At 58.5% G+C, this 16,531-nt stretch carries 14 protein-coding genes; 3 read left to right on the top strand and 11 right to left on the bottom strand.

The features are described 5' to 3' along the window. Positions 1 to 98: 98 nt before the first annotated feature. Positions 99 to 515 (top strand): OsmC family protein, encoded by a 417-nt coding sequence (locus tag GIW28_RS07985; RefSeq protein WP_099549021.1) that lies wholly within the window; start codon positions 99 to 101, stop codon positions 513 to 515. Between the two features lie 64 nt (positions 516 to 579). Continuing rightward, a complete protein-coding gene (locus tag GIW28_RS07980) occupies positions 580 to 1,446 on the top strand; it encodes a pirin family protein (protein WP_099549022.1) in 867 nt (288 codons plus the stop codon). A 99-nt stretch (positions 1,447 to 1,545) separates the two neighbouring features. On the opposite strand, the gene GIW28_RS07975 is transcribed toward GIW28_RS07980, so the two are convergent. From GIW28_RS07975 to GIW28_RS07960, 4 genes are all read right to left on the bottom strand, one after another. Beyond that, positions 1,546 to 2,274 carry a dienelactone hydrolase family protein gene (locus GIW28_RS07975; protein ID WP_017134474.1) on the bottom strand — a complete coding sequence of 243 codons (729 nt, stop codon included), beginning with the start codon at positions 2,272 to 2,274 and terminating at the stop codon, positions 1,546 to 1,548. A 66-nt stretch (positions 2,275 to 2,340) separates the two neighbouring features. Further along, positions 2,341 to 4,245 (bottom strand): molecular chaperone HtpG, encoded by a 1,905-nt coding sequence (gene htpG, locus GIW28_RS07970; protein WP_236447037.1) that lies wholly within the window; start codon positions 4,243 to 4,245, stop codon positions 2,341 to 2,343. A gap of 89 nt (positions 4,246 to 4,334) precedes the next feature. After that, positions 4,335 to 4,787 carry a PaaI family thioesterase gene (locus tag GIW28_RS07965; protein ID WP_017134476.1) on the bottom strand — a complete coding sequence of 151 codons (453 nt, stop codon included), beginning with the start codon at positions 4,785 to 4,787 and terminating at the stop codon, positions 4,335 to 4,337. Continuing rightward, positions 4,784 to 5,260 carry a PaaI family thioesterase gene (locus GIW28_RS07960; protein ID WP_017134477.1) on the bottom strand — a complete coding sequence of 159 codons (477 nt, stop codon included), beginning with the start codon at positions 5,258 to 5,260 and terminating at the stop codon, positions 4,784 to 4,786. Before GIW28_RS07960 ends, GIW28_RS07965 begins: the two co-directional genes overlap by 4 nt. 159 nt (positions 5,261 to 5,419) lie before the next feature. Between GIW28_RS07960 and GIW28_RS07955 the strand changes: the two genes are divergently transcribed. Further along, the gene (locus GIW28_RS07955; protein ID WP_099549025.1) at positions 5,420 to 5,668 is read left to right on the top strand and encodes a hypothetical protein; all 249 of its coding nucleotides are present in this window, start codon (positions 5,420 to 5,422) and stop codon (positions 5,666 to 5,668) included. 96 nt (positions 5,669 to 5,764) lie between these two features. Here GIW28_RS07955 and GIW28_RS07950 read toward each other — a convergent pair whose 3' ends face one another. The 7 genes from GIW28_RS07950 to GIW28_RS07920 all read right to left on the bottom strand — a co-directional run bounded on the left by GIW28_RS07950 (position 5,765) and on the right by GIW28_RS07920 (position 16,371). Beyond that, complete coding sequence (locus tag GIW28_RS07950; RefSeq protein WP_017134479.1) at positions 5,765 to 6,505, bottom strand: DUF599 domain-containing protein; 741 nt, start codon at positions 6,503 to 6,505, stop codon at positions 5,765 to 5,767. Between the two features lie 233 nt (positions 6,506 to 6,738). Further along, on the bottom strand, positions 6,739 to 8,052 hold the full coding sequence (gene brnQ, locus GIW28_RS07945; protein WP_236447775.1) for a branched-chain amino acid transport system II carrier protein: 1,314 nt from the start codon (positions 8,050 to 8,052) through the stop codon (positions 6,739 to 6,741). A gap of 431 nt (positions 8,053 to 8,483) precedes the next feature. Next, complete coding sequence (sucD, locus tag GIW28_RS07940; protein WP_003210566.1) at positions 8,484 to 9,365, bottom strand: succinate--CoA ligase subunit alpha; 882 nt, start codon at positions 9,363 to 9,365, stop codon at positions 8,484 to 8,486. Continuing rightward, the gene (gene sucC, locus GIW28_RS07935) at positions 9,365 to 10,531 is read right to left on the bottom strand and encodes an ADP-forming succinate--CoA ligase subunit beta (protein WP_003210567.1); all 1,167 of its coding nucleotides are present in this window, start codon (positions 10,529 to 10,531) and stop codon (positions 9,365 to 9,367) included. The genes sucD and sucC overlap by 1 nt, the downstream gene beginning before the upstream one ends. 204 nt (positions 10,532 to 10,735) lie before the next feature. Then, positions 10,736 to 12,172 (bottom strand): dihydrolipoyl dehydrogenase, encoded by a 1,437-nt coding sequence (gene lpdA, locus GIW28_RS07930; protein WP_236447776.1) that lies wholly within the window; start codon positions 12,170 to 12,172, stop codon positions 10,736 to 10,738. Positions 12,173 to 12,271: 99 nt separating this feature from the next. Next, positions 12,272 to 13,495, bottom strand: coding sequence for a 2-oxoglutarate dehydrogenase complex dihydrolipoyllysine-residue succinyltransferase (odhB, locus tag GIW28_RS07925; protein ID WP_017134446.1), 1,224 nt, complete (start codon positions 13,493 to 13,495; stop codon positions 12,272 to 12,274). A gap of 44 nt (positions 13,496 to 13,539) precedes the next feature. Then, positions 13,540 to 16,371: a 2-oxoglutarate dehydrogenase E1 component gene (locus GIW28_RS07920; protein ID WP_017134445.1), complete on the bottom strand. Its 2,832-nt coding sequence runs from the start codon at positions 16,369 to 16,371 to the stop codon at positions 13,540 to 13,542. Positions 16,372 to 16,531: the final 160 nt, after the last annotated feature.

Below are 16,531 nucleotides of genomic sequence, written 5' to 3'. Positions count from 1 at the left end.
GGCAATCGCGCGGGCAGCCATTGGAAAAAACACGGAACACTGAAGTGCCGGCATGCTCTATAACTGCATGACCTTTTACTGCCCTCGTGAGGTTTGCCATGCCTGTTACCGTCAATACGCTTAACCACGACAACTTTCGCCACAGCGTGAACATCAACAACCACGAACTGTTCACCGACCTGCCCAAGAGCCTGGGCGGTGATGATTCGGCGCCCTCGCCCCACGATTATTTCGACGCCGCCCTGGCCTCGTGCAAGGCGCTGACCGTCAAGCTCTACGCGCAGAAAAAAGACATCCCGCTCACCGGCGTCACCGTGGAAGTTACCCACGACAGCTCAGAGGAGCAAAAAGGCAAGTACAAGCTCAACGTCAAGCTGACGCTCAAGGGCGTACTCAGCGATGAGCAGCGCGATGAGCTGCATCGCGTCGCCGATAAGTGCCCGGTACACAAGCTGATGACCACTGCCGACGTCACCATCGAAACCAAACTGTCCGAAGGCGCTTTCAGCCAGTAGCCCCAACCTCCCGTCGAGCGGGTTATGCTCAGTAGCACCTAACCCGCTCAGACAGGGACGCCCCATGACCACCCTTACCGTGATCCGCCCGCGCGCCGAAGACGTCGAAGGCCAGCCGATCCTGCGACCGCTGCCGTCACGCGAATGCCGCAGCGTCGGGCCTTTTGTGTTTTTCGACCATATGTTGTCGACCCGCTATGCACCCGGCACCGGCATGAATATCCGCCAGCACCCGCATATCGGGCTGTCCACCCTCACCTACCTGTTCGAAGGCGCCCTGCAACACAAGGACAGCCTGGGCTCGGACCAGGTAGTGCAAGCCGGCGACGTCAGCTGGATGACCGCCGGCAGCGCAATTGCCCACGTCGAGCGCACGCCCGAAGCCCTCAAGGCCAGTGGTTTCAGCTTGCACGGCCTGCAGGTGTGGCTGGCCTCGCCCAAGGACCATGAAACCGGGCCGGGCCACTACAGCCATCACCCGGCGGCAAGCCTGCCGGTGAGCGATAACCTGGGCGTGCAGATTCGCCTGATCGCAGGCGCGGGTTTCTGCCTTAAATCGCCGGTGCCGGTGCTGTCGCCTACGCTATATGCCGAGGTGCAGATGCACACGGCCACGACGCTGCTGATCCCGGATGAGCATGAGGAGCGCGCGGTGTATGTGCTGGACGGCGAGGTGCAGTTGGACGGTGAGGCAGTGGAGGCGCATAGCCTGGTGGTATTGCCGAGCGGGCAGGAAATGACCTTGTTTGCCGAAAGCGATTGCCACGTGGTGGTGTTCGGCGGCGCGCCGCTGGATGGGCCACGCCGGATCAATTGGAATTTTGTCGCGAGCGATCCGGCGGTGATTGAACAGGCCAGGCAGCGCTGGGCGGCCGGGGATTGGCCGACGGTGCCGGGTGAGTCAGAAAGAATCGAGTTGCCTGTCAGATAGCTATCGCAGGCAAGCCAGCTCCCACCTGTCGACTGTTTTCACAGTTCAAAGTGTGGGAGCTGGCTTGCCTGCGATGAGGCCGGAACAGGCGCTAAAGCTTTAGCCCTTGAACACTTCATCCAGCAAGTTATGCATCGACTGGAACGCACGCTTGGCCGTCTTCGCGTCGTACATCATCTTGCCCGGCACATTGGCGTGCGGGTCAGTAAAGGAATGCACCGCGCCGCCGTAGCTCAGCAGTTGCCAATCCACACCGGCGGCGTTCATTTCTTGCTCAAACGCCGGCAGTTGCTCTTTCGGCACCAACGGATCGGACGCGCCGTGCAGCACCAGCACCGAACCCTTGACGTGCTTGGCACCTGCCGGGTTTTGTGTGTCGATCGTGCCGTGGAACGACACCGCAGCCTTCAACGGCGCACCGGTGCGTGCCAGCTCCAGCGAGCAGAAACCACCAAAGCAGAAACCGAAGGTCGCCAGCTTCGAGGTATCAACGGCCGCTTCGGTCTGGCTTTGCAGTTGCTCAAAGGCCGCCTGCATGCGCTTGAGCAGCGCCGGGTTATCGTTCTTCAACGGCATCATCGCAGCGCCGGCTTCATCGCCATTCGTCGGGCGCACGGTTTGCCCGTACAGGTCGGCGATCAGTACCACGTAGCCTTTGCTGGCCACGCTCTTGGCGATTTCCTCGGCACCCGCACTCACCCCCATCCAGTTCGGCGCCATCAGCAGGCCCGGCAGCGGGCCTTTGTGGCTGGCATCGAACGCCAGGCGGCTTTCATAAGACTGGCCATCAATCTGATAGACCACGGAACGTACAGTGACTTGGCTCATCATTTACTCCAGTTGAGGTGCGTTAGAACGAAAAAACCCGCCGAAGCGGGTTTTTCTACAACGGTGTTAAACCGACAGTTCAACCAACAGCTTGTTCAGGCGGCGCACATACGCGGCCGGATCTTTAAGGCTGTCACCGGCAGCCAGGGCTGCCTGGTCGAAGAGGATGTGCGACAGGTCGCCAAAACGCTCCTCACTCTGCTCGCCATCGAGTTTCTCGATCAGCGGGTGAGCCGGGTTGAATTCGAAGATCGGCTTGGAATCCGGCACTTTCTGCCCGCTGGCTTCGAGGATCTGACGCATCTGCATGCCCAGGTCCTGCTCACCGATGGCCAGAATCGCCGGAGAGTCGGTCAGACGGTGGGAAACCCGCACTTCGCTGACGGCATCGCCCAAGGCAGTCTTGATCCGCTCAACCAGGCCTTCTTTGGCCTTGGCGACTTCTTCGGCTTCCTTCTTCTCTTCTTCGGAGTCCAGGTTACCCAGGTCCAGGTCACCACGGGCCACGTCGACGAAGGTCTTGCCGTCGAACTCGCTGAGGTAGCTCATCAGCCACTCGTCGATACGGTCGGTCAACAGCAGCACTTCGATGCCTTTCTTGCGGAAGACTTCCAGGTGCGGGCTGTTCTTGACCTGGGCGTAGGTTTCGCCGGTCAGGTAGTAGATCTTGTCCTGACCTTCCTTGGCGCGTGCCAGGTACTCGGCCAACGACACGATCTGCTCGCCGTCGTCACCCTGAGTCGAGGCAAAACGCAGCAGGCCGGCGATTTTTTCCTTGTTGGCGAAATCTTCTGCCGGGCCTTCTTTCATGACCTGGCCGAAGTTTTTCCAGAAGCCCTTGTATTGCTCAGGCTCGTTCTTCGCCAGCTTTTCCAGCATGTCGAGCACGCGCTTGGTCAGAGCCGACTTCATGGAGTCGATGATCGGGTCTTTCTGCAGAATTTCGCGCGACACGTTCAGCGACAGGTCGTTGGAGTCGACCACACCTTTGATGAAGCGCAGGTACAGCGGCAGGAACGATTCCGCCTGGTCCATCACGAACACGCGCTGCACGTACAGTTTCAGGCCTTTTGGCGCCTCACGCTGGTACAGATCGAATGGGGCACGGGCCGGTACATAAAGCAGCGAGCTGTATTCCAGCTTGCCTTCGACCTTGTTGTGGCTCCAGCTCAGCGGGTTCTCGTAGTCGTGAGCGATGTGCTTATAGAACTCTTGGTACTCCTCGTCTTTGACTTCGGTACGAGGGCGGGTCCACAAGGCGCTGGCACGGTTGACCACTTCCCATTCCTGGGCAGGTTTCTCTTCGCCCTCGACAGCCACTTGTTCTTTCGGCAGTTCGATCGGCAAAGCGATGTGGTCGGAGTATTTCTTGATGATATTGCGCAGGCGGTAGCCGTCGGCGAATTCATCTTCAGCGGCTTTGAGGTGCAGCACGATACGCGTGCCACGGTCAGCCTTGTCGACAGTGGCGATTTCGAACTCGCCCTCACCTTTGGAGGCCCAGTGCACGCCTTCGCTGGCGTCAAGGCCGGCGCGGCGGCTGAATACTTCAACCTTGTCGGCGACGATGAAGGCCGAATAGAAGCCCACGCCGAACTGGCCGATCAGGTGCGAATCTTTCTTCTGGTCGCCCGACAGGTTCTTCATGAAGTCTGCGGTGCCGGATTTGGCGATGGTACCCAGATGGGTAATCGCGTCTTCGCGGCTCATGCCGATGCCGTTGTCTTCGAGGGTGACGGTCTTGGCGTCCTTGTCGAAGCTCACACGGATTTTCAGTTCGGCGCCACCTTCCAGCAACTCAGGCTTGGAGAGGGCTTCGAAACGTAATTTGTCGACAGCGTCAGAGGCGTTCGAGATCAATTCGCGAAGGAAGATTTCCTTGTTGGAATACAGCGAATGGATCATGAGGTGCAGCAGTTGCTTCACCTCGGTCTGGAAGCCCAGGGTTTCCTTTTGAGTTTCCACACTCATGGTCATCAAACTCCAATTGGATGGCAGTGGCCGCGCCCGAAAGGGTTGGCGGCGGGTTGTCATCAAAGTTGGGGGCTAAGACCAGGATTTCAAGGGCGCACCAATTCCTCAATTTTGAAATGTGCGCGAGCGGTGGCAATCGGCTCAGCGGCGGTGCTTTGCCAGGCGGTGATCGCCACATTCGCCACCCGGCGGCCTTGGCGCCACACCTGGCATTTGGCGTAAGTGTCGCGAAACTGCCCGGCACGCAGGTAATCCAGGGAAAAATCGATGATTTTCGGCAAACCTGGCGCACCGGTAAATACCAGCAAATGTAACGCTGCCGACAGCTCCATAAAACCTGCGATCACACCGCCGTGCAGCGCTGGCAATATCGGGTTACCAATATTGTCCTTGTTGGCCGGCAAGCGAAACAGCAGCTCATCCCCCAACCTTGAGCATTCGATGCCGATCAGCTTGGCGTAGGGCACCAGGTTGAGCAACGCCTCATAGTCGCCGCGCTCATGGGCCTGTTCGAGGCGGGTCTTGAATCGATGCGTCATGCCTGGTCTCCCTTGATCGAATTGCCGAGTCCTTGCGTGCCTTTGAGGCGCTTGCCCATGCGCATGAAGGTGCCCACCACATGGGCGATGGGTTGCTGAGGATCATCCTGGTAGGCAAAGCCACGAGTAAAGATCACGTCGGTGGTCACCCGGTAGCATTGTGCAAAGCCATACACCGGCTTGTGCGGCTCGGCGGGATGCATATAGTCGACGCGCAAATCCAGGGTCGGGCACACCTCGAACTCCGGCAGCACGCACAGCGTGGCCATGCCGCAGGCGGTGTCCATCAGTGAGGTCAGCGCGCCGCCGTGAATCACGCCGGTCTGAGGGTCACCGACGATATGCGGGCCGTAAGGCAGGGCCAGCGTCATGCCTTCCTCGCTGGCGGCATGCACGATGATGCCCAGCACCTGGCAATGGCGCAGGGCCAAAACAAAGCGTGTGGCACGCTCTAACAAGGGATTTTCGGTCATGTGTGCAGACTCTTATTAGTGTGGGTTTGCGCAGTAGCCGGGACAGGACTAAAAGTTCCTTGGCAGCGGTGTTTTATATATCTTTGAAACAAAAGGAACTAATGCTGGCCGTCCAAGCTCGAAAGGCCAGTAGATATCTTCAATAAGGAGAAACACCCCATGCGCAAGACTTTAGCTATTTCCATGATGTTGGCCGCTGCCCTCGGTCTCGCTGCCTGCGATAAGAAATCCGAAGACAAAGCCCAAGATGCCGCCGCGCATTCTGAGCAAGCTCAGAAGGACATGGCGAAAGCACAGGATAAAGTGAACGACGCTGCGAAAGAAAACGCCGATGCTGCCAAAGCTCAGGCTGAATCGAACGAAGCCGCCGCGAAAGAAGCTGCACCTGCAGAACCTGCCAAGAACTAATAGCCTGGCATTTGCTGCAAAAAGAAAGCCCGCTTACATAGCGGGCTTTACTTTGCCTGCGATTTATAGAATTTGATTAACCCTGGGTGCCACTCATCAAGACACGGTTTCTTTAGCCGGCTCGGCTACCGGCATATCGGTCGGCGTATAAACCATCACCTGCAGTACGTCGGAATGAAACTCGCGGCGATACAGCACCAGTACCACACCGCTGCTCATCAACATGAACAACCAGGGGCTGACAAACCAGGCCAGCATGGTCATGCCGAAGTAATACGAACGCAGGCCAAAGTTGAACTGGTTGGCCGCCATCGAAATCACCCGCGCCGCCCGCAGGGCAAATGCCTTGCGCTCCTGCTCCGACACCTGCCGCTCACCGATCATCGGCGCCGAGCCCACCAGCACGGCGGCAAAGTTGTATTGACGCATGCACCAGCTGAAGGTGAAGAACGCGTAGACGAACACCAGCGCCAGGCACAGCAGCTTGATTTCCGACATACCCTGTGACGCCTGCTGCACCATGGGGATGTCCGCCAGCAACGATACCGCACGCTCGGATGCGCCCAGCACGGTGAGAATACCGGCGAGAATAATCAACGTGCTGGAGGCGAAGAACGAGGCATTGCGCTCCAGGTTGCCGATCACACTGGCGTCGGCAATCCGGTTATCGCGCAGCAGCATACGGCGCATCCAGTCTTCGCGATACAGGTGCAGCACGCTGGCCAGGCAGGCGGTGTCTCGGGCTTTCCAACTGGCATAGCGGGTGTAGCCCCCCCAGCACAGGGCAAACCAGAAGGCGGCCAGCAGGTGGATTTGATTGGTTTCGATGAACGACATGCAGGGCCTTGTATACGATGATTAAAGACAAACACGGTTAAAAATGTGGGAGCTGGCTTGCCTGCGATGGCGGTGGATCAGGCGACACAGCAGTGACTGAACCGACGCCATCGCAGGCAAGCCAGCTCCCACATTGACCGAACTCCAACTTTAGAGCGTTGTGGTCTTGCAGGCATAAAAAATGCCCCGTATCGATTGATACGGGGCATTTCAGTACAGCGTGAAACCTTGAGTCAGGCGATGGCTTCGCTACGCTTGCCGAGCATCCGGTCAACCACTACCGCCACCCCCAGCGTAATCACCGATGGCACCAGCCAGGCCAAACCTTGCTCACTCAGCGGCAGGTGCGCCAACTGTGCAGGCATCCAATCGGCCAAGCCAGCGCCTTTAAGCGCGTCGATGCAACCAAAGATGAACGACACCAGCATCACCGGGCCAACAATACGGCCCTGCTCCTGCCAGAAGTCTTTGCAGAAGCTCAGGGCCACCAGCACGATGCACGGCGGGTAGATCGCGGTGAGCACCGGGATCGAGAAGGCAATCAGCTTGGTCAGGCCCAGGTTGGACACGAACAGCGAGAACAGCGCCAGGATCACCACCAGCGTCTTGTAAGACAATGGCAGCACTTTGCTGAAGTACTCGGCGCAAGCACAGGTCAGGCCCACGGCGGTGACCAAGCACGCCAGGGAGATCAACACCGCGAGGAAGCCGCTGCCCAGGGAGCCGAAGGTGTGTTGCACGTAGGCGTGCAGCACTGCCGCGCCATTGCTGGCACCGGCCGCCACCGCGTGGCTGCCCGAACCCAGGCGGAACAGGCTGATGTACACCAGCGCCAGGCCCACGCCGGCAATCAGCCCGGCGATGATCGCATAGCGAGTGATCAGCTTTGGCGACTCAACACCACGGGAACGAATCGCGTTGACGATGACGATACCGAACACCAGCGCGCCGAGGGTATCCATGGTCAAGTAGCCATTGATAAAGCCCTGGGAGAACGGTGCAGCGACGTATTCCGGGGTGGCAACACCCACATCACCGGCCGGCAAGGCAAACGCAGCGATGCCCATCACGGCCAGGGCGATGATCTTCAACGGTGCGAGAAAACGCCCTACCGTGTCCAGCAGACGCCCTGGGTACAGGGAAATGAAGAACACCAGCAGGAAGTACACCGAGCTGTAGAGGAACAGCGCGAGCGGGCTTTCGCCGGTCAGCGGCGCCAGGCCCACTTCAAACGAAACGGTCGCGGTGCGCGGGGTGGCGAACAGCGGGCCTACCGCCAGGTACGCCGCCGCCGCCAGCAGGCCACCGGCGATCTTGCCGATCGGACTGCTCAATGCGTCCATGCCGCCGCCGACCTTGGCCAGCGCGATCACGGTGACCACCGGCAAGCCAACTGCGGTGATCAGGAAGCCCAGCGCTGCCATCCAGACGTGAGGCCCGGACTGCAAACCAACGATAGGCGGGAAGATGATGTTGCCGGCGCCCACGAACAGGGCAAAAGTCATAAAGCCTAACGCCAGGATGTCCTGGCTTTTCAACACTTTCATTTCAGGAAATACCACACTACTGAATCGGAATTTAGAGAGGGATTCCCTGTGGATGAGGGAACTGCTGCCGGCCCTGATGGGGACCGACCGGTCTAGCGCGCGGCTTCCTTTTGGGAGGCGGACGCATAAAGAGGCGGCTAGAGTACAGAAATAAGCCGACAAACGCACTGTTGCGGGGCGGACTGTCCGATAAGCGACATCCAAATGTCGCGTTTTCATACTTAATTTGGCAGTGCCGTCCCTGTGGGAGCTGGCTTGCCTGCGATAGCGATCTGTCTGTGCCAAATGTGTTGGCTGACACACTGCTATCGCAGGCAAGCCAGCTCCCACACTTGACCGAGTAAATCTGCCAAAAAATGGGCAAATCCAGAATGCACAAAGGCCACCCGAAGGTGGCCTTTGTGTGGTGAAGCGTCAGCTAAGCGCGAGGCTTACTTGACAGCCCAACCGGTCAGCTCGGACAAAGCCTTGCCGATGTCTGCCAGCGAACGCACGGTTTTAACGCCTGCGTCTTCCAGGGCAGCAAACTTCTCGTCTGCTGTGCCCTTGCCGCCAGAGATGATTGCGCCAGCATGGCCCATGCGCTTGCCTGCAGGGGCAGTCACACCAGCGATGTAGGAAACAACCGGCTTGGTCACGTGTGCCTTGATGTAGGCAGCCGCTTCTTCTTCAGCCGAACCGCCGATCTCACCGATCATCACGATCGCTTCGGTCTTCGGGTCTTCCTGGAACAGTTTCAGGATGTCGATGAAGTTCGAACCTGGGATCGGGTCACCGCCGATGCCGACGCAAGTCGACTGACCGAAACCGGCGTCAGTAGTCTGCTTGACAGCTTCGTAGGTCAGGGTGCCGGAACGCGAAACGATACCGACTTTACCTGGCAAGTGAATGTGACCTGGCATGATGCCGATCTTGCATTCGCCTGGGGTGATCACGCCTGGGCAGTTAGGGCCGATCAGGACTACGCCCAGCTCGTCGCACTTAACTTTAGCGTCCAGCATGTCCAGGGTAGGAATGCCTTCGGTGATGCAAACGATCAGCTTGATGCCGCCGAATGCCGCTTCCAGGATCGAGTCTTTGCAGAAAGGAGCTGGAACGTAGATCACACTGGCGGTGGCGCCAGTGGCAGCTACAGCGTCTTTCACGGTGTTGAACACTGGCAGGCCCAGGTGCTCGGTACCGCCTTTACCAGGAGTAACACCACCAACCATCTTGGTGCCGTATTCGATGGCTTGCTGGGTGTGGAAACTACCTTGCGAACCGGTAATACCCTGGCAGATAACTTTGGTGTCTTTATTGATCAGGACGCTCATTATTTGCCCTCCGCAGCTTTGACAACTTGTTGAGCAGCGTCGGTCAGGCTGGTAGCCGCGATGATGTTCAAACCGCTTTCTGCCAGTACTTTAGCGCCCAGTTCAGCGTTGTTACCTTCAAGGCGAACAACAACCGGGATTTTAACGCCAACTTCTTTCACTGCACCGATGATGCCTTCGGCAATCATGTCGCAACGAACGATGCCGCCGAAGATGTTGACCAATACTGCTGCGACGTTGGAGTCGGACAGGATGATCTTGAACGCTTCGGTAACGCGTTCTTTGGTAGCACCGCCGCCCACGTCGAGGAAGTTGGCTGGTTTGCCGCCATGCAGGTTGACGATGTCCATGGTACCCATGGCCAGGCCAGCACCGTTGACCATGCAACCGATGTTACCTTCCAGGGCTACGTAGTTCAGTTCGAACTTGGCAGCGTGCGCTTCGCGCGGATCGTCTTGCGACGGATCGTGGAAAGTCTTCAGCTTAGGCTGACGGTACATGGCGTTGGCGTCGATGTTGATCTTGGCGTCGAGGCAGTGCAGATCGCCGTCAGCCTTGATCACCAGCGGGTTCACTTCCAGCAGGGCCAGATCGTGATCCTGGAACAGTTTGGCCAGACCTACGAAGATCTTGGCGAACTGGGCAACTTGCTTGCCTTCCAGGCCCAGCTGGAAAGCCAGCTCGCGACCCTGGAATGGCTGAGCGCCAACCAGTGGATCGATAGTGGCTTTCAGAATTTTTTCTGGGGTTTCTTCGGCGATCTTCTCAATGTCCACGCCACCTTCGGTGGAAGCCATGAACACGATGCGACGGCTCGAACGGTCAACGACAGCGCCCAGGTACAGCTCTTTAGCGATATCAGTGCACGATTCAACCAGGATCTTGGTGACTGGTTGGCCATTGGCATCAGTCTGGTAAGTCACCAGACGCTTGCCCAGCCACTGCTGTGCGAAGGCCTTGGCGTCTTCTTTGCTGCGAACCAGCTTGACGCCGCCCGCTTTACCGCGACCACCGGCGTGGACCTGGGCTTTGACAACCCATTCGGTACCACCGATTTTGTCGCAAGCTTCTGCTGCTGCTTCCGGGGTGTCTACTGCGTAACCCTTGGATACTGGCAGGCCGTATTCAGCGAACAGCTGCTTACCCTGATACTCGTGAAGATTCATGCTTTTTACCGTCTTCGTTAGGTACTGCGCATTCGGCGCTGCGCTCATTATGAGTGCCGCACCACCTGTGACTGCTGCTTGCACAATTTGCGAGGCTTAAGACCCGTAAAACTGTGCAAGGCTGCGTCCAGCGGATATTCCGCGGTGAGTCTTGCGCGCAAGGCTCACGACGGGCAACTCCGCCGTGGTTTCTTATTATCTCGCTTAGCGCTTCTTGCGGTTGGCGATGTGGATGGCGCCGCCATTCACTGCCAACGCTGCTTCGTGCAACGCTTCGGACAGGGTCGGATGGGAGAAGACCATCATGCCCAGGTCTTCGGCACTGGTGCCGAATTCCATACCGATCGCGCCCTGCTGAACCAGTTCTGCAGCGCTCGGGCCAATCACGTGGACGCCCAATACGCGGTCAGTCTTGGCATCAGCGATGACTTTGACAAAACCACCGGTGTCGTTAGCTGCCATGGCACGGCCAGAAGCGGCAAACGGGAAGGTGCCGACGTTAACTTCAACGCCTTCAGCTTTCAACTGCTGTTCGTTCTTGCCGACCCATGCAATTTCCGGGTGGGTGTAGATAACCGATGGGATCAGGTCGTAGTTCATCTGGGTTTTATGACCCTTGATGCGCTCGACAACCATGATGCCTTCTTCGGAAGCCTTGTGCGCCAGCATCATGCCGCGAACCACGTCGCCGATGGCATACACGCCTGGCACGGTAGTAGCGCAATGATCGTCAACGTGGATGAAACCACGCTCGTCGATGTTCACGCCGCTGTCGGAAGCCAGCAGGTCGGTGGTCACTGGACGGCGACCCACGGCTACGATCAGCTTGTCGAAGGTGATGGTCTGCTCGCCTTGTTTATCGGTGTAGGTCACAACGACTTCTTCGCCGTTGACCTTGGAACCGGTAACACGGGCGCCCAGCTTGATATCCAGACCTTGCTTGGTCAGGGTTTTCAGCGCTTCTTTGGACACTGCAGTGTCGGCAGCCAGCAGGAACGTGTCCAGGGCTTCCAGCACAGTCACTTCAGAACCCAGGCGCGACCATACCGAACCCAGTTCCAGGCCGATTACGCCAGCGCCGATCACGCCCAGACGCTTGGGAACCGCTTGGAATTCCAAGGCGCCGGTCGAATCAACGATCACGTTCTGGTCAACAGGAGCAGGCGGAATGTCGATTGGACGCGAACCTGGTGCCAGGATCACGTTTTCGGCTTCGATGACTTCAACCGAGCCGTCCGGCTTGGTGATTTCAACTTTCTTGCCGGCCAGCAGCTTGCCGTGGCCTTGCAGGGAAGTCACGCCGTTGGCCTTGAACAAGGTGGCAACGCCGGAAGTCAGGCCTTTAACGATGTTGGCTTTACGGCCGACCATTGCTGGCACGTCCATGGTCACGCCAGCATGGTTGATGCCGTGGATCGCGAAACCGTCTTGGGCTTCGTGGAATTTCCAGGAGCTGTCCAGCAGCGCCTTGGAAGGAATGCAACCAACGTTCAGGCAAGTACCGCCCAGCGCCAGTTTGCCTTCCTTGTCGGTGTATTTTTCAATGCAAGCAGTCGAGAGGCCCAGTTGTGCGGCCTTGATGGCGGCAACGTAGCCGCCAGGACCTGCACCAATCACTACAACGTCAAATTTCTGTGTCATGAAAATAGATCCTCTATTTGCGACAAGCTTCTAGCCACACGTTGCAAGCCAAGCTGCTTGTTCCTACAGCTTGTAGCTCGCAACTTGCAGCTGCTTCTATCAGATATCCAGCAGCAGACGAGCCGGGTCTTCCAGCAGGTTCTTGATGGTTACCAGGAAAGTCACGGCTTCTTTACCATCGATCAGGCGGTGATCGTACGACAGCGCCAGGTACATCATCGGGCGGATCACGACTTGGCCGTTGATGGCCATCGGACGCTGGATGATGTTGTGCATGCCCAGGATCGCAGCTTGCGGCGGGTTGACGATCGGGGTCGACATCATCGAACCGAAGGTACCACCGTTGGTGATGGTGAAGGTACCGCCGGTCATCTCGTCGATGGTCAGCTTGCCGTCACGGGCTTTCTTGCCGAAGCCGGCGATGCCGCCTTCGATTTCAGCCAGGCTCATCAGCTCGGCGTTACGCAGGACCGGTACTACCAGGCCACGGTCGCTGGACACGGCAACGCCGACGTCTGCATAGCCGTGGTAAACGATGTCGCTGCCGTCGATGGAAGCGTTGACTGCCGGGAAGCGTTTCAGCGCTTCGGTGGCCGCTTTCACGAAGAACGACATGAAGCCCAGGCGCACGCCATTGTGGGACTTCTCGAACAGATCCTTGTACTTCGAACGCAGGGCCATGACTTCAGTCATGTCGACTTCGTTGAAGGTGGTCAGCATCGCCATGTTCGACTGTGCTTCAACCAGACGCTTGGCCACGGTGGCACGCACGCGGGTCATCGGTACGCGCTTCTCGGTGCGGTCGCCAGCAGCGAACACAGGCGCAGCGGCAGCAGGTGCTGCAGCCTTGGCCGGTGCAGCAGCCGGAGCGTTTTTCTTGGCTTCGACAGCAGCAACCACGTCTTCCTTGGTTACGCGGCCGTCTTTGCCGGTGCCCTTGAGGGACGCCAGGTTGATGCCGTTTTCTTCAGCCAGCTGACGCGCAGCCGGTGCAGCGATCGGGTCTTCACCACCTGCAGCCGGAGCGGCAGCGGCAGGTGCGGCAGCTGGAGCAGCAGCGGCGGCCGGAGCAGGAGCAGCAGCGCCGCCCGCTTCGATCGAGCCCAGGATCTGGTTCGACAGGACGGTAGCGCCCTCTTCAGCCACGATCGCGCCCAGCACGCCGTCAGCTTCGGCCAACACTTCCAGAACGACTTTGTCGGTCTCGATGTCGACGATCAGGTCGTCACGCTTTACAGCGTCGCCTGGTTTCTTGTGCCAGGTGGCAACGGTGCCATCGGCAACCGATTCCGGGAATGACGGGGCTTTGATTTCGATAGCCATTATCTGTGGGTCCTTAAAATTCGGTTTCAGTCAGCGCGAAGGCGTTAAACAGTGAAAGCATCTTGCAGCAGTTTTTCCTGCTGCTCGGCGTGCATCGACGCATAACCACACGCAGGTGCAGCAGAAGCATCACGACCGGCGTACTCCAGGCCCAGGCCTGTTTTGTGGTTACCGATACTGCGACGCAAATGATGCTGGCTGCTGTACCACGCGCCCTGGTTCATCGGTTCTTCCTGGCACCACACCGCGTGGGTGAGGTTGGTGTAAGGCGCGATGGCCTCCATCAGGTCGTCTTCCGGGAACGGGTAAAGCTGCTCGATACGCACGATGGCGATGTCTTCGCGGCCTTCGGCACGGCGTTTTTCCAGCAAGTCGTAGTAAACCTTGCCGCTGCACAGGACCAGGCGAGTGACCTTGGCAGCGTCCAGGGTGTCGATTTCTGGAATCACGGTCTGGAACGAACCGTCGGCCAGATCTTCCAGGGTCGAGATGGCCAATTTGTGACGCAACAGCGATTTCGGGGTCAGCACTACCAGCGGCTTGCGCAGCGGGCGGATCACCTGACGACGCAGCAAGTGGTAGATCTGGGCCGGGGTAGTCGGCACGCACACCTGGATGTTGTGCTCGGCGCACAGCTGCAGGTAACGCTCCAGACGGGCCGAGGAGTGCTCCGGACCCTGACCTTCATAACCGTGTGGCAGCAACATGGTCAGACCGCACAGACGGCCCCACTTGTGCTCACCGCTGGTGATGAACTGGTCGATAACCACCTGGGCACCGTTGGCGAAGTCGCCGAACTGGGCTTCCCAGATCACCAGCGCATTTGGCGTGGTGGTGGAGTAGCCGTATTCGAACGCCAGTACGGCTTCTTCGGACAGGAACGAGTCGTACAGGTCGAAACGTGGCTGGCCTTCGTACAGGTGTTGCAGCGGTACGTAGGTGGTCGCGTCTTTCTGGTTGTGCAGTACCGCGTGACGGTGCGAGAACGTACCACGGCCGATGTCCTGGCCGGTCATGCGGATCGGGTGACCTTCGAACGCCAGGGTCGCGTACGCCATGGTTTCGGCGTAACCCCAGTTGATCGGCAGGCCGCCGGCTTGCATCTTCTGACGGTCTTCGTAGATCTTCGCAACCTGGCGCTGCACCACGAAGCCATCTGGAATTTCCAGCAGCTTGGCGGACAGTTCCTGCAGGGTCTTGAGGTCGAACGAGGTGTCGTGACGCGCCGTCCAGGCGTGGCCCAGGTACGGGCGCCAGTCCACGAACAGCTCTTTGTTCGGTTCTTTAACCAGGCTTTTCACTACATGCAGGCCGTTGTCCAGCGCGTTGCGGTATTCGTCGACTTTCGCCTGAACACGCGCATCGTCAACCACGCCGGCCGTAATCAGGCTGTCGGCGTACAGTTCACGGGTGGTGCGCTGCTTGGTGATCTGCTGGTACATCAACGGCTGGGTGCCGCTCGGCTCATCCGCTTCGTTGTGACCGCGACGGCGGTAGCAAACCAGGTCGATGACCACGTCACGCTTGAACTGCATGCGGTAGTCGATGGCGAGCTGGGTCACGAACAACACGGCTTCCGGATCATCACCATTCACATGGAGGATCGGCGCCTGGATCATCTTGGCAACGTCGGTCGCGTACTCGGTAGAGCGCGCGTCCAGCGGGTTGCTGATGGTGAAACCGACTTGGTTGTTGATGACGATGTGAACCGTACCGCCGGTCTTGAAGCCGCGAGTCTGCGACATCTGGAACGTTTCCAGGACCACGCCTTGACCGGCGAACGCCGCGTCACCGTGGATGGAAATCGGCAGGACTTTCTCACCGGTGGAATCGTTACGACGATCCTGGCGAGCACGCACCGAACCCTCGACCACCGGAGAAACGATTTCCAGGTGGGACGGGTTGAAGGCCATGGCCAGGTGAACTTCACCGCCGGTAGTCATTACGTTGGACGAGAAGCCCTGGTGATACTTGACGTCACCGGAACCCAGTTCGACCTTCTTCTTGCCTTCGAACTCGTCGAACAGTTCACGCGGGTTCTTGCCGAAGGTGTTGACCAACACGTTCAGGCGACCACGGTGAGCCATGCCGATCACGATTTCCTTGGTGCCGTAGGAACCGGAACGCTGGATCAACTCGTCGAGCATTGGAATCAGGCTTTCGCCGCCTTCCAGGCCGAAACGCTTGGTGCCCGGGTATTTGGTACCCAGGTATTTCTCGAGACCTTCGGCCGCGGTCACGCGCTCCAGCAAGTGGCTGCGCACGTCGGCGGACAAAACCGGACGGCCACGCACACCTTCCAGGCGATGCTGGAACCAGTGGCGCTGCTCGGAATCGGTGATGTGCGTAAACTCAGCGCCGATGGTGCGGCAATATGTCTGCTGCAACGCTTCGTGAATTTCGCGTAGGCTCGCTTCCTCTTTGCCGATGAACAGGTCGCCGGCACGGAAGGTCGTATCAAGATCGGCATTGGTCAAGCCGTAATGATTGATCGACAGGTCAGCAGGTGCAGGACGCTTCCAGAGCCCCAGCGGGTCAAGCTGGGCCGCCTGGTGGCCACGCATCCGGTAAGCCTGGATCAGTCGCAATACTTCAACTTGCTTCTTCTCATGCTCGCTGCTCACGCTACCGGCGGAAACCGGTTGGGCGCGGCGCTGGTTCTTTGCCAGCAGCACAAATTGATCGCGAATTGTTGCGTGCGATACATCGGTGGCAGCGTTGCCGTCTGAAGACAACGTCTGAAATTTGGTGCGCCATTCTTCTGGCACAGCGTTAGGGTCGTGCAGGTAGAGCTCATAAAGCTCTTCCACATAGGCAGCGTTACCACCTGAAAGATAGCCGCTGTTCCACATGCGCTGCATCACGCTTTCTTGCATGCTTGGTCACCCTCGATTTGGGGACACCACCGGCGAAAACACCGAGTTTGCTTGCAAAAGGCCAAGTGCAGCGACCAAAACAAGCCACTTAGGATCACGCTGATAGTTCGGGTACCAACCCGAATGCCCCTGCTTGTCTCATTTCTTCAAAATAAGAGCT

Origin of the sequence: Pseudomonas sp. PA-5-4B, assembly GCF_021606215.1 — a bacterium.
GTDB lineage: Bacteria > Pseudomonadota > Gammaproteobacteria > Pseudomonadales > Pseudomonadaceae > Aquipseudomonas > Aquipseudomonas edaphica.
The sequence above is the reverse complement of the archived record's forward strand: the minus strand, read 5'-3'. Positions and strand labels throughout refer to the sequence as shown.

Coding starts and splice junctions, on each gene's coding strand:
- GIW28_RS07960 (WP_017134477.1), bottom strand. CDS start 5,260: ATGACCGAAAATCCCTTGTTAGAGCGTGCCACACGCTTTGTTTTGGCC.
- GIW28_RS07980 (WP_099549022.1), top strand. CDS start 580: ATGACCACCCTTACCGTGATCCGCCCGCGCGCCGAAGACGTCGAAGGC.
- GIW28_RS07950 (WP_017134479.1), bottom strand. CDS start 6,505: ATGTCGTTCATCGAAACCAATCAAATCCACCTGCTGGCCGCCTTCTGG.
- GIW28_RS07965 (WP_017134476.1), bottom strand. CDS start 4,787: ATGACGCATCGATTCAAGACCCGCCTCGAACAGGCCCATGAGCGCGGC.
- brnQ (WP_236447775.1), bottom strand. CDS start 8,052: ATGAAAGTGTTGAAAAGCCAGGACATCCTGGCGTTAGGCTTTATGACT.
- sucC (WP_003210567.1), bottom strand. CDS start 10,531: ATGAATCTTCACGAGTATCAGGGTAAGCAGCTGTTCGCTGAATACGGC.
- lpdA (WP_236447776.1), bottom strand. CDS start 12,172: ATGACACAGAAATTTGACGTTGTAGTGATTGGTGCAGGTCCTGGCGGC.
- GIW28_RS07975 (WP_017134474.1), bottom strand. CDS start 2,274: ATGAGCCAAGTCACTGTACGTTCCGTGGTCTATCAGATTGATGGCCAG.
- GIW28_RS07920 (WP_017134445.1), bottom strand. CDS start 16,371: ATGCAAGAAAGCGTGATGCAGCGCATGTGGAACAGCGGCTATCTTTCA.
- odhB (WP_017134446.1), bottom strand. CDS start 13,495: ATGGCTATCGAAATCAAAGCCCCGTCATTCCCGGAATCGGTTGCCGAT.
- sucD (WP_003210566.1), bottom strand. CDS start 9,365: ATGAGCGTCCTGATCAATAAAGACACCAAAGTTATCTGCCAGGGTATT.
- GIW28_RS07955 (WP_099549025.1), top strand. CDS start 5,420: ATGCGCAAGACTTTAGCTATTTCCATGATGTTGGCCGCTGCCCTCGGT.
- GIW28_RS07985 (WP_099549021.1), top strand. CDS start 99: ATGCCTGTTACCGTCAATACGCTTAACCACGACAACTTTCGCCACAGC.
- htpG (WP_236447037.1), bottom strand. CDS start 4,245: ATGAGTGTGGAAACTCAAAAGGAAACCCTGGGCTTCCAGACCGAGGTG.